This is a genomic window from Acinetobacter sp. SwsAc6 (assembly GCF_013391565.1).
GTDB classification, from domain to species: Bacteria; Pseudomonadota; Gammaproteobacteria; order Pseudomonadales; family Moraxellaceae; genus Acinetobacter; species Acinetobacter cumulans.
Genome location: NZ_JACAXE010000019.1, coordinates 37,862 through 49,708 on the forward strand (window position 1 = coordinate 37,862; position 11,847 = coordinate 49,708).

Annotated in this window: 11 protein-coding genes; 7 read left to right on the forward strand and 4 right to left on the reverse strand. The window is 40.6% G+C overall.

Annotation, left to right across the window (positions count from 1 at the left end):
- The first annotated feature begins 65 nt into the window (after positions 1–65).
- The 5 genes from HYG93_RS12725 to HYG93_RS12745 all read left to right on the forward strand — a co-directional run bounded on the left by HYG93_RS12725 (position 66) and on the right by HYG93_RS12745 (position 4,074).
- The gene (locus HYG93_RS12725; RefSeq protein WP_121532240.1) at positions 66–845 is read left to right on the forward strand and encodes a GNAT family N-acetyltransferase; all 780 of its coding nucleotides are present in this window, start codon (positions 66–68) and stop codon (positions 843–845) included.
- A 101-nt stretch (positions 846–946) separates the two neighbouring features.
- On the forward strand, positions 947–1,795 hold the full coding sequence (locus HYG93_RS12730) for a class II glutamine amidotransferase (RefSeq protein WP_106985522.1): 849 nt from the start codon (positions 947–949) through the stop codon (positions 1,793–1,795).
- A 276-nt stretch (positions 1,796–2,071) separates the two neighbouring features.
- On the forward strand, positions 2,072–2,527 hold the full coding sequence (locus tag HYG93_RS12735; RefSeq protein ID WP_106985498.1) for a bacteriohemerythrin: 456 nt from the start codon (positions 2,072–2,074) through the stop codon (positions 2,525–2,527).
- A 141-nt stretch (positions 2,528–2,668) separates the two neighbouring features.
- Positions 2,669–3,751 (forward strand): hypothetical protein, encoded by a 1,083-nt coding sequence (locus tag HYG93_RS12740; RefSeq protein ID WP_117006422.1) that lies wholly within the window; start codon positions 2,669–2,671, stop codon positions 3,749–3,751.
- Positions 3,751–4,074 (forward strand): RnfH family protein, encoded by a 324-nt coding sequence (locus tag HYG93_RS12745; protein WP_106985500.1) that lies wholly within the window; start codon positions 3,751–3,753, stop codon positions 4,072–4,074. Before HYG93_RS12740 ends, HYG93_RS12745 begins: the two co-directional genes overlap by 1 nt.
- Before the next feature lie 43 nt (positions 4,075–4,117).
- Here the strand turns inward: HYG93_RS12745 and HYG93_RS12750 are convergent, their stop codons facing one another.
- Entirely contained in the window at positions 4,118–4,516 is a 399-nt protein-coding gene (locus tag HYG93_RS12750) for an outer membrane protein assembly factor BamE (protein ID WP_117006423.1), read from the reverse strand.
- Between the two features lie 112 nt (positions 4,517–4,628).
- Between HYG93_RS12750 and fur the strand changes: the two genes are divergently transcribed.
- Entirely contained in the window at positions 4,629–5,066 is a 438-nt protein-coding gene (gene fur, locus HYG93_RS12755) for a ferric iron uptake transcriptional regulator (protein WP_067766225.1), read from the forward strand.
- Between the two features lie 114 nt (positions 5,067–5,180).
- Here fur and HYG93_RS12760 read toward each other — a convergent pair whose 3' ends face one another.
- Positions 5,181–6,302 carry a PilT/PilU family type 4a pilus ATPase gene (locus tag HYG93_RS12760; protein WP_106985502.1) on the reverse strand — a complete coding sequence of 374 codons (1,122 nt, stop codon included), beginning with the start codon at positions 6,300–6,302 and terminating at the stop codon, positions 5,181–5,183.
- A gap of 31 nt (positions 6,303–6,333) precedes the next feature.
- Entirely contained in the window at positions 6,334–7,371 is a 1,038-nt protein-coding gene (locus HYG93_RS12765) for a type IV pilus twitching motility protein PilT (RefSeq protein ID WP_106985503.1), read from the reverse strand.
- Between the two features lie 123 nt (positions 7,372–7,494).
- On the opposite strand from HYG93_RS12765, the gene HYG93_RS12770 reads away from it, so the two are divergent.
- Complete coding sequence (locus HYG93_RS12770) at positions 7,495–8,184, forward strand: YggS family pyridoxal phosphate-dependent enzyme (RefSeq protein ID WP_121532242.1); 690 nt, start codon at positions 7,495–7,497, stop codon at positions 8,182–8,184.
- Positions 8,185–8,241: 57 nt separating this feature from the next.
- Here HYG93_RS12770 and HYG93_RS12775 read toward each other — a convergent pair whose 3' ends face one another.
- Positions 8,242–11,838, reverse strand: coding sequence for an AAA family ATPase (locus tag HYG93_RS12775; protein ID WP_178962532.1), 3,597 nt, complete (start codon positions 11,836–11,838; stop codon positions 8,242–8,244).
- Positions 11,839–11,847 lie beyond the last annotated feature (9 nt).

The window sequence follows — 11,847 nt, forward strand, 5'->3', positions numbered from 1 at the left end:
TGGTCATGAAAATGTCATCGCGTACACCTAGTGTAAAACAACGTCAAAGAGCTGAGGTTGTGCACATGTTGGATAAACTAAATCAGTACCGTCAAAATTTTGCCTTACCCTTTTATAAAAAAAACCACAAAGCAACCAGTTATAGTTTTGAGTGGGTTGAAGACTTAGCTGGCCTTCAGCAAGTACAACAATTTAGAGCAATGCAATTTGGGGCACAGTTTAATTTGCACTTTGCAAATGGGCTAGATCAAGATTTATATGATTTTAATTGTGAACACGCCGTATTACGTGACAAAGTCACTCAAGAAATCGTAGCGTATACCAGAATTAAGCGCTTACAAGGCCATGAGTTAGTCACAAAGAGCTATAGTCAACATGAATTTGATATAGCCAGCCAATTGGGCCATTTAGAGCATATTGTGGAAATTGGACGAACCTGTGTGCATCCACGCTATCGTTCAGGCAAAGCATTGTCTGTGTTGTGGCTAAACTTACTCCCCAAGGTATTGTGGGAAATGAAAGCCAAATATGTCATTGGTTGTGTGAGTGTGCGGCTCAAGGGCAATGAAGCGCAGGCTTATTACACCCATCAATTTATAAAAAACTTAAAGCAAGGTACGAATTCTATACGGGCACAACAGTCGTATGAACCTGCATATCCGCAATATAGCTTTAAGCAGGATGAACGTATTCCAAAATTGTTTGATGTGTATTTAAAAATGCAGGCAACTTTGTCGCAACAGGCCTATTACGATCAAGAATTTAATTGTGTGGATTATTTTGTTTTTTTAGAGGTAGCCAAAATGGCAAAAAACTTTATTTTTCAGCAAAAAATCACGCAATAGCGTTCAAAATAGCGAGCTGTGATGGATTTTGTTATTTGTAATCGTTTCAGGACTCATGCAGAATAGCGTTATCATTGACCACACTTATGATGATGACGCTTATGTGCCAGCTGTTAGGGATGAATTGTGCGACACCAACGGATATTACGTTTTCTTTCCGTGGTTTCTCTCAGCGTGCAGGTATTACATCGGATCATTGTGATGGTTTTGGTATCGCTTTTTTTGAAGATAAAGCCTGCCGTTTATTTGTAGACAATCAATCCGCCGTTGAATCACCGATTGCTGAATTGATTCGTAATTATCCAATTAAATCACGCAATGTGATTGCGCATATTCGTAAAGCGACCCAAGGTAAAATCAATTTAGAAAATTCGCATCCATTTAGTCGTGAGCTTTGGGGGCGCCAATGGATTTTTGCTCACAATGGTGATTTACATGATTTTTCACCTGAATTAGCAGGTCGTTTTACGCCTGTAGGCAATACAGATAGCGAATTGGCTTTTTGTTATTTGCTCGAACAATTGGTTAAACGTTTTGGCTATGAAGAGCCCAGCTTAGACCAAATCTTTGATGTACTCATTGAGATTTCTCCGCAAATTGCTGAACATGGCACGTTTAACTTCTGTTTATCCAATGGCCAAGCTTTGTTTAGCTATGCCATTACCAAATTACATTGGTTGGTACGTGAGTACCCATTTAAACCTGCACAGTTAATTGATTTAGATGTGGAAGTCGATTTTAGTGAAGTGACGACTGCTGATGATCGTGTGGCAGTTATTACCACAGAGCCTTTAACTCAAAATGAAGTTTGGACGGCATTTAAACCCGGTGAGATGATTCTCTTTCAACATGGTAAGCCTATTCGTCATGCTATGAGTGAAATTGCGCGTTTAGAGCGTGAGCGTTTAGATCCATCTTTGCGTCGCGTGACATTGGCAGATCATTATTGATTGCATTCAATATTCAAAATAATTGAGCTCTATATTTTAAATGACTGTTTTTTTGAAAATAGATGTAATTATTTATATGATTTATACTTGAATTGATTAAAAAATATCTGACTCTTGTGGTCAAGATTAAATATTAAAACAATAATAAACAATGATTTACATAATATTACTTTAAATACACATAATTCCGAGTAAATCACTTCATTTTTATTTAATCTATTTCGCTATATGATTAATTTTATGTGATAAATAATTCAAAAGTGGTAGGTGGTCGTAATGAAAATGAAATGGATTCCAGAATATAATACTGGCATTGATGTGATTGACGATCAGCATAAACGTATTCTTGATTATATTAATGAAATTGATAGTGTAGATGCCAATACGGATCGTGCACGTATTCAAGAAGTATTGAATAATATTATTGACTATACACAGTCTCATTTTACCTTTGAAGAGTCTCTTCAAGAAGAAGCGGGTTATAAATACCGTGTACCACACAAACGTGTACACGATTTATTTATTAAAAAGATTGAGTCATATCGCGATCGTTTTAATATGGGCCACGCGATTGAAGCAGAACTTCATGAAGTATTATCTAAATGGCTCATTAATCATATTCAACACGATGATGCAGATTATGTCGGCGCCGTGAAAGAAAATATGATGGGAATCATTAAAGAAAAAGAACAGAAAAAAGGTAAAAACTGGTTCGCTCGCTTCTTCTCATAATTCAAGATGAACGAGATAAGAAGAACTAAAATCTAATAATGATTTAGCGCAGCAAATCACCGTAAGGTGGTTTGCTTTTTGTTTTTGATTTTCCAGACAGAGCAGGGCAAAATAGCGCTAGCTTTTTTAAAGGAACGCCTCATGCAGGATAATGCTATGTCAAAATGGTTATCGCCTCTGATGGCTTTTTGTGTCTCATTTATTATTATTGCGACTCTTGCGCCAATAACGGGGATTCAAATTGACCGTCAGCTAGATTTCTGGTTGCTCTGGCTTGCAACAATGCTCATTTTAGCATTGCCATTGTGCTATTTAGAAATCGCACTTGCAAAACGCTCAAATACCACCGCTTTACAGGCATTATCTAAATTAACACGCGATGCAGATGCATCTGCGAAATGGCGTTTGGCAGGCTGGTTAGCTGCTGTTTTTATTCCATTTTTGGTGGGTGGTGTACTGTCTAATATTAGTCAGCTTTTACAAGCTACGGCAGTTCCTGCGCTAGGAACACCTATTGTATTGGCAGGTCTTGCAGTATTGGCAATTGTTTTGTCCTTTATCCCACGCCAAATTACGGTACTTCTAACAGCTGTAGGTGTATTGGCTTCTTTAGTGTTGGCCAATGTTATGGGCACACAGCTTCCAGCATGGCATGTTACACCTGTTGAATTTAGTGAATGGGGAAGTGCAACAGTATTGGCTCTAGTTGCGAGTGGTTTAGGGCTAGGCCTATATTGGCAAAGTAGTTTATTCGCAACACAAAGCCAAGAATCTGCAACTCAAACTGCACTACCTATTTGGTTCGCACAATTATTGGCAGTTGTTGCGTTTGGTTTCTTTGCTGTCAAAACAACCGTACCTGCGTATGCATTAGCATTTGCAGCAACAATGTTTGCAGCTTTAGTGCTCAATTTAGCACGTGAACAATTACAGCAGCGCCAAATTGCAATGCCTGTGCAGTGGCTCGTAATACTGGTTCCAGTATTTATTTGGGCAATTCCAAGTATTAGCCCTATTTTCAACACAGTGTTGATTCTCTGGGGCTTGGTGATTTGTTTGGTATATGCGGTTTTCGTTGGTTGGATTATGAAAATTAGCCATTTGCGTAAAGCACTGAATTTTTCAAATGAAGCGTTTTATAATATTTGGCGTATAGCGGTGCGTATTGTTATTCCACTATCGATTGTGTTGGCGATTGTGGCTGTATTAGGTCGGATGCTCTAATGGCGGTACAAAAAATTTGGGTGGCTTATGCTGGCCCGACAGCTCAATTTCATATTTCAGTCCCATTTAATGAAGGCATGACTGCATTAGATGCGATTCGTCTTAGTGGGATTGAGCAACAAACAGAACTCCCCGAAAACCTTCAATTGGGTATTTTTGGTGTGCGTTTAAAAGATCATCAGCAAATTTTACAGGCGGGTGATCGCGTTGAGATTTATCGTGCATTAACGATTAATCCAAAAGAGATACGCCGTAATCGGGCTGCAAAAAATCCGGTCAGTCGTTATTGTCGCGGAAATCGCTTTAAACAATTATGGTCATAAAAAAAACCCCTCAACAGAGGGGTTTATTTTTATATGAAACTGATTATAGTGGCGGTGCAGTTAAAATTGCTTCTTTTGAGCCAGGTAGACCTGGTTGTGATTCTGGAATAGTGTCCAAACCTTCGATTTTTTCGACGATGCCGTTTTGGTTAAAATAAATTTTTAAATGCTGACCAGATGCAGCAGGAATCTTCGCTTTTTTAGCATAGGTTCCTGGGGTATAATTGTAGATGTAGTCCCAGCGCAAAGGATTCATTGGATCTGTAATTGTTGGGCTTCCAAGCACAAAACGAACTTGTTGGAATGTCATACCCACTTGGATTTTTGATGCTTGCGCCTTAGTTAACGGCGTTCCTTGTGGAATATCAACTTTATAAACGCCCAAGGTTGAACAGCCTACGAGCAATGAAGTGACGAACAACGTCAGCATGAGTTTTTGCATTTTGCTACACTATCCCAAATTAATTATGATGCATTTGATCCAAGGATAGATCATACTGCATCTAAAGTTTGTTGCCTATTCCAACTTTAATTTTGTTGAGAGACCTTTTTTCATGCCAATATCAAACCAAGATTTACGCAAAGCTGGACTTAAAGTTACGCTTCCACGAATTAAAATATTGGAATTACTAGAAAATTCAAGACAACATCATTTAAGCGCGGAAGACATTTATAAGACTTTACTTGAACAAGGTGAAGATGTGGGTTTAGCAACTGTGTATCGCGTGTTAACACAGTTTGAAGCTGCTGGGATTATTCAGCGTCATCACTTTGAAAACAATCATTCTGTATTTGAAATTATGCAGGAAGATCATCACGACCATATCGTGTGCCAAAACTGTAACAAAGTGGTCGAGTTTACCAATGATGTGATCGAGCACGAACAGCACGAAGTGGCGAAAAAATTCGGTTTCGAACTGACAGGCCATTCATTAAATCTATATGGTTATTGTGATGCGCCAGCATGCCAAGAAGCATACCGTAAAAAATAATGCCAAACTGGATTTGATTTAGCTTTGTGTAAATCAAATCCAATAAGCACAAAAAAAGGCTGAGAGATCAGCCTTTTTTTGTGCTTTAATTTCAGAGTCTTAGTAAATTACCGCCTACACTTGACCATCAAAGGTAATGTTGGTGCTGGCATTCATTAAGCGATCTCCACCTTCTTCAGACAATTTGATTTGTAGGCGTAAGTCGTTTGGTGAATCGGCGTGTTTGAGTGCATCTTTGTAGCTAATTTGTTTGGCTTTATAAAGGTCAAACAGGGCTTGGTCAAAGGTTTGCATGCCTAATTCACGAGAACGTTTCATCAGGTCTTTAATTTCATGTACATCACCTTTACGGATCATGTCTGAAATTAAAGGTGAGTTGATCAAAATTTCAATCGCGGCACGGCGAGAGTTACCATCAATGGTTGGAATCAACTGTTGTGCAACCACGGCTTTTAGATTTAACGATAAATCCATAAACAATTGGTTGTGACGATCTGCTTCAAAGAAGTGAATGATACGATCTAATGCTTGGTTGGCGTTGTTGGCATGTAGTGTCGCAAATACCAAGTGACCTGTTTCAGCAAAGGCAATGGCATAGTCCATTGTTTCACGTGAACGAATCTCACCAATCAAAATGACATCAGGTGCCTGACGTAAGGTATTTTTCAGTGCGATTTCAAAAGAATCGGTATCAATACCCACTTCACGCTGGGTAATAATACAACCTTGATGCTCGTGTACAAATTCAATCGGGTCTTCAATGGTGATGATATGACCTTTTGAGTTTTGGTTACGATAACCTACGAGTGATGCTAGGGATGTTGATTTACCTGTACCTGTTGCACCCACAAAGATAATAATACCGCGCTTGGTCATCGCTAATTCTTTTAAAATTGGCGGTAACTTGAGTTGCTCCATAGTCGGAATGATCGTTTCAATACGACGGAGCACCATGCCTGGCTCATCACGTTGCTGAAATGCACTCACACGGAAACGCGCTGATTTAGATGGGTTGCTGATTGCAAAGTTACATTCACGTGTTTCTGCAAACTCTTTACGCTGTTTGTCGTTCATGATGGCATTTAATAATTGGCCAACAGTTGAACCTGGCAGTTTTGTAGAGCCAATAGGTACAATTTGACCATTAATTTTCATGGACGGCTCGACATCGGCAGTAATAAAAAGGTCAGAGGCCTTTTTTTCCACCATAAAGTCGAGCAAACCGTTAAAATCCATAAGGTTTCCCCAAATAATATAATGCTAATTTTTATAAGAAAGATTCTGGCTGTTTTGCTGCAGTACGTGCAGTTTGTGGGCTAATGATGCCTTTAGACACTAAAGTTTTTAAGCTTTGGTCTAGCGTTGTCATGCCGTAGTTTGCACCCGTTTGAATGGCAGAGTACATTTGCGCGACTTTGTTTTCACGAATCAAGTTACGGATTGCAGGAATACCGATCATGATTTCATGCGCTGCCACACGGCCACCACCATTTTTCTTTAATAGTGTTTGTGAAATAACCGCTTGTAGGGATTCTGACAACATGGCACGAACCATATCTTTTTCTTCAGCAGGGAATACGTCAATCACACGGTCAATGGTTTTAGCCGCAGATGTGGTATGTAGCGTACCAAATACTAAGTGACCAGTTTCAGCAGCTGTAAGCGCCAAACGAATCGTTTCAAGGTCACGCATCTCACCGACCAAGATAATGTCAGGGTCTTCACGCAGTGCTGAACGAAGTGCTTCGTTAAAGCCGTGGGTATCGCGGTGGACTTCACGCTGGTTAATTAGGCATTTTTTTGATTGGTGTACAAATTCGATTGGATCTTCGACCGTCAAAATATGGTCATAACGGTTGTCATTGATGTAGTCCATCATGGCTGCCAATGTCGTCGATTTACCCGAACCTGTAGGCCCAGTCACCAGTACGATACCGCGTGGGTATTCACAAATCTCTTTAAAGATTTGCCCCATACCCAAATCTTCCATTGAAAGCACTTTTGATGGAATGGTACGGAATACCGCACCAGCACCGCGGTTTTGGTTAAATGCGTTCACACGGAAACGTGCCACGCCTGGAACTTCAAATGAAAAGTCTGTTTCCAATTTTTCTTCATAATCACGGCGTTGCTTGTCATTCATAATGTCGTACACCAATTTGTGTACTTCTTTATGTTCTAATGCAGGCAAGTTAATACGACGAACTTCACCATCTACACGGATCAGTGGAGGCATACCTGCTGATAAGTGTAAATCTGAAGCGCCATTTTTAGCCGAAAATGCCAATAATTCTGTGATATCCATAAAATCCCCGAGTACGTCTAAATCTTAATTATTTTGGTAGAATAATAAGGCTTTCCCTCAGCTTAACCAACTGTTAGTTAAAGGGCAAAGGAAAAAAAGATGAATGAAATGAGAACCTCGTCAATGAATACACTTCAACACGCAAAAGAGCAGGTACTAGAGCAGATTAATCAGGCATGTCTGAAGGCTGGTCGTGCTGGTGAATCTGTACAGTTACTGGCGGTATCTAAGACGCATCCGAGTGAAATGCTGCGTGAAATGTATGCGACGGGGCAGCGTGCATTTGGTGAAAATTATTTGCAGGAATCTTTAGATAAAATTGAAGCACTCAAAGATTTAGAGATTGAGTGGCATTTCATTGGTCATGTGCAGCGTAATAAAACCAAACATTTGGCTGAAAAGTTTGCTTGGGTGCATGGGGTCGACCGTTTAATTATTGCAGAGCGTTTATCGAGTCAGCGAGAAGAAACGCAAGCGCCATTAAATATTTGTCTGCAAGTGAATATAGATGCACAAGATACCAAAGATGGCTGTCAGCCGAATGAAGTTGCAGATTTGGTGGCACAGATTTCTTTATTACCGAATTTACGCTTACGCGGTTTGATGGTGATTCCTGCACCCAACAATCCGCAAGCCTTTAAAGATGCCAAAGCGCTCTTTGAACAAGTCAAAGTACAGCATGCAAAACCTGAAGATTGGGATACCTTAAGTATGGGCATGTCGGGTGATATGACAGATGCGATTGCCGCTGGCTCAACTATGGTTCGTGTGGGGACAGCATTGTTTGGCGCACGCGATTATTCGCAGCAATAATAAATTTAATCCTCCCTAACCCTCCTTTTTCTAAGGAGGGGATTTGTAATGCTTGGTTTATCCCACGACGTGAATGGTACTTGCACCTGCACCGATCGGATTGACCTGAATTTGCACTGGGATTCGTTCGTGCATTTCTTGAATATGCGAGATCAATACCACTTTACGGCCTTGGTTTTGTAATTGATCTAGTGCATTCATTACCATGTGCAGACTTGAAGCATCTAGCGTACCAAAACCTTCATCAATAAATAGGCTTTCGATTTTTGTCGTTCCTGATGCCATGCTCGCAATGGCTAAGGATAATGCAAGTGCGGTTAAGAATGACTCACCGCCTGAAAGTGAAGAGACAGAGCGGGTTTCACCATCCATATCGTGATCGACAATGGCTAGGCTTAAAGAGTTTTCAAGGCGCTTTAAGGTATAACGCTGAGATAGCATCGCTAATTGCTGGTTAGCATACTCGATTAAAAGATCGAGGTTATATTGCTGCGCCAAATCACGGAATTTCTTGCCCGTTGCATCGCCCATTAAGCTCGAAATCTTATTCCAACGATGTTCCTCAGATTGGATCTGTTGAATCTGTTCGGCAAATTGCTGCTGTTTTGCGATGTTGCGCTGATGTACTTCGAGTTTGAGTTTCACTTCATCACGCTGTTCCATCACTTGGGTCATTTGTTCTACTAAGCTTTGTAATTGTGCAAGCAGAGCTTCAAATGTGATTTCAGGCTGCAGTGTTAAGTGCTGCTGTAATTGCTCATCCAATGTTTTTTTAGCCGATTGTGCATCGCTATATGCACGTTCAGCCGTGATAATTTGCTGTTTAAGCTGTAGCTCGTGTTCATGCGAAATTTCACTCAGTTGCTGTAACAGGGTGTCATTAAAATCAATATGCAGCGCTAACCACTGTTGAATACTCAGCGCGGCTGCATTTTGTTGTGTTTGCAGCTGTAGTTGCTGCGTCTGATATTTTTGCAGTGCTGCTTGAGCCGTATCAAAGGCTAGGCGTAGTTGCTCAAACTGTTGACGCACCTTATTAAACTGAGTTTGCAGCTGTTGTCGGTTTTGCTCAAACTGCAATAACCATTCATGCGGTTTTTCAACAGTCACTTGGGTCATGGTAAAAATAGCTTGGATTGCAAGATCGCTATTTTGTTTACCTTCTTCTAACAGTGTCGAAATGCGTTTTTCAGTTGCCGTAATATTCTCTTGACTGAATTTACTGTGCTGTTTCGCCTGTTCCAGCTGCTGTGTTATTTGATTCAGTTGCGTATTTAATTCATTACGCTGTTTTAAGGTGTGAAGGCGCTGCTGCAATTGCTGATAAATCTGTTCAGCAGCGGTTCGGGTAGACTGCTGCCATGCATGTTTTTCAGTGTTATTGAGTAAAGACAAAATAGGCTGAATATTTTGTTCTGCATGCTGTACATCGGTCAGCTGCTTTGTCGTGTGCTGAATGTATTGAGACAAAGTCTGGCTGTTTTGCTGCGCCTGTTCATGGGTTTTTAAATCAGCTTCGGTTTGCTGCAAAGACTGCTGTGTTATTTCAATATGATGCATTACAGCTGTTTCAAGTAAGCTCAAATCTGCACTTAAATCATAAGGGATGTTCAGTGCATGAAGTGATTGTTCAAGCTGTATTTGGGCGTTGCTCTGCTGCGTGCTGATTGCAATGAGTTGCTGTGCATTGGCTTCAAAGGCAGTGGACTGCTGTGTGTATTTTTTTTGCAGTTGCTGCCACAGATCAAAGGCTGCTTTTTCCTGCGCTAGCGCTTGTTGTTCCTGCTGTTCTTGCAGTTTTAACAATTCATGGGAAAGCGTATCTTGGTTATGTGTATAAGGGTGCTCGGTGCTGCCACAGACCAAACATGCTTCGCCATCAATTAGATTTGCTCTGAGCTGTTCAATATTTTCTGCATGCAGTAATCGCTGCTGCTGCAACACAGTTTGCAAATTCTCTCGAGCCGATTTTTGTGTATGAAACTCAGTTTCAGCTGTGCTGCATTGTTGCTGATGCTGTGTGAGATCGCTTTGCAGTTTTTGCTGTTCTTGCAATTTTTGCTGCTGTTCAACATGAATAGCGTGGTAACGCTGCCAATGACTCTTGGTGACATCCAACTGATTGAGACGATTTATTAGGTCTTCACGTGATGTACGTAAGCCTGTAATTTTAGAATTGAGCACTTGGTCTTGCCCAAATTGCTGAATAAGCTGTTCAAGCTGTTGCTGTTTTTGAGCGACTTGCTGCGTAGCTTGCGCGACATCACCATATTGCTGCTCAAATTGCACATAACTTTGAATAAAGCGCTGTAAAGGGCTGAGATGTGCAGACAGCGCTTCATCTAAAACTTGAAAATGTGCTGTTTGCAGCAGTAGGGTATTTTGCTGCTCTAACTGTTGTTCTAACTGCTGCTGCACTTGTTGCAATTGCTGTTCGGATTGAAGTAGCGGGGCATGCTGGGCTTGAAGTTTTTGGAGTTCATCTTTTACAGCAATGAGCTGATCACCTAGCACTCGGCGGTCGGCAATCCGCGCACGTACAGATTCAATTTGATCCTGATGATCAATTTCAAATTGGTGCTGCTGTTTTTGCTGTAAATCAATTTGTTCAAATTGTGCTTTTTCATGATTAAACTGAATTTCAATTGTGCTGAACTGCTGCTGTGCTTGAGCCAATTGCGGCTGCAGCGCCACCATTTCAGTATTTAAATTTTTTCGTTGAATGATGCTTGGACGGATTGAGGCGAATTTTTCAAGTTGCTGTAATTGCAGCTTCTGTGGCTGCAGTGTATCTAGTTGCTGCTGCTGAACAGCCAAATATTGCTCACGCTGCTGAATATCCGCAATCAGTTTATCTTTGTGTTGAAACCATTGCTGCTGTTTGAGCAGTTGCTCCTTTTCATTTTCAAATTTTTGGTAAGTATCTGCATGGCTTTGAAATTGCGCCGTGTGTAAGGCAATATCTTCATCAGACAATATTTCAATATGTCCTAAAACATTTTCCAGCTCTTTACGCTGATTGGCAATTTCTTTGGTTTTATCAAAGGCCAATTGACCAATTTTTGCGAAGATTTCAGAGTTGGTTAGATATTCTAAAAGTTTTCCACGTTCATTATCACGTGCTTTTAAAAAAGCAGTGACCTCTGATTGTGCGAGTAGTACTGTACGGGTAAATTGTTCGAAACTGAGTTTTATAATTTCGGGGATATGCTTTTCAACCTGTTTGGTTTGATTAGCAATAATTGTTTCGTCCGTTAAGCATTTTAGTGAACGCTGTACACTTTGCAATTTACCGTTTGGGTTTTCACGTGCACGTTTAATTTCCCAACGTGCAGCATAGACTTTTTGGTCTTGAGCAACAAAGCTGAGCTCGGCAAAGCCTTGGGCTGTACCACGGCGCAATATTGTTTGTGTTGATTTCGTGAGGAGTTCTGACCCATCTACATCAATAAGTTTACCATCGCTGTTTTTAAGACGTGGTACCTCGTTGAATAACGCCAAACACATGGCATCTAAAATGGTCGATTTACCTGCACCAGTTTTGCCGATAATTGCTACCAAACCTGCACTGGCTAAAGGTTCAGATTCAAAATCAATAAAATGCTCACCCGCTAAAGATGCCAAGTTTTTAATACGTATAGATAAAATTTTCATGGCAATTCC

What these genes read in the sequence shown, in the direction of transcription:
- HYG93_RS12775 (WP_178962532.1), bottom strand. Translation starts at nt 11,838, where the DNA reads ATGAAAATTTTATCTATACGTATTAAAAACTTGGCATCTTTAGCGGGT.
- HYG93_RS12735 (WP_106985498.1), top strand. Translation starts at nt 2,072, where the DNA reads ATGAAAATGAAATGGATTCCAGAATATAATACTGGCATTGATGTGATT.
- HYG93_RS12770 (WP_121532242.1), top strand. Translation starts at nt 7,495, where the DNA reads ATGAATACACTTCAACACGCAAAAGAGCAGGTACTAGAGCAGATTAAT.
- HYG93_RS12765 (WP_106985503.1), bottom strand. Translation starts at nt 7,371, where the DNA reads ATGGATATCACAGAATTATTGGCATTTTCGGCTAAAAATGGCGCTTCA.
- HYG93_RS12745 (WP_106985500.1), top strand. Translation starts at nt 3,751, where the DNA reads ATGGCGGTACAAAAAATTTGGGTGGCTTATGCTGGCCCGACAGCTCAA.
- HYG93_RS12760 (WP_106985502.1), bottom strand. Translation starts at nt 6,302, where the DNA reads ATGGATTTTAACGGTTTGCTCGACTTTATGGTGGAAAAAAAGGCCTCT.
- fur (WP_067766225.1), top strand. Translation starts at nt 4,629, where the DNA reads ATGCCAATATCAAACCAAGATTTACGCAAAGCTGGACTTAAAGTTACG.
- HYG93_RS12750 (WP_117006423.1), bottom strand. Translation starts at nt 4,516, where the DNA reads ATGCAAAAACTCATGCTGACGTTGTTCGTCACTTCATTGCTCGTAGGC.
- HYG93_RS12725 (WP_121532240.1), top strand. Translation starts at nt 66, where the DNA reads ATGTTGGATAAACTAAATCAGTACCGTCAAAATTTTGCCTTACCCTTT.
- HYG93_RS12730 (WP_106985522.1), top strand. Translation starts at nt 947, where the DNA reads ATGTGCCAGCTGTTAGGGATGAATTGTGCGACACCAACGGATATTACG.
- HYG93_RS12740 (WP_117006422.1), top strand. Translation starts at nt 2,669, where the DNA reads ATGCAGGATAATGCTATGTCAAAATGGTTATCGCCTCTGATGGCTTTT.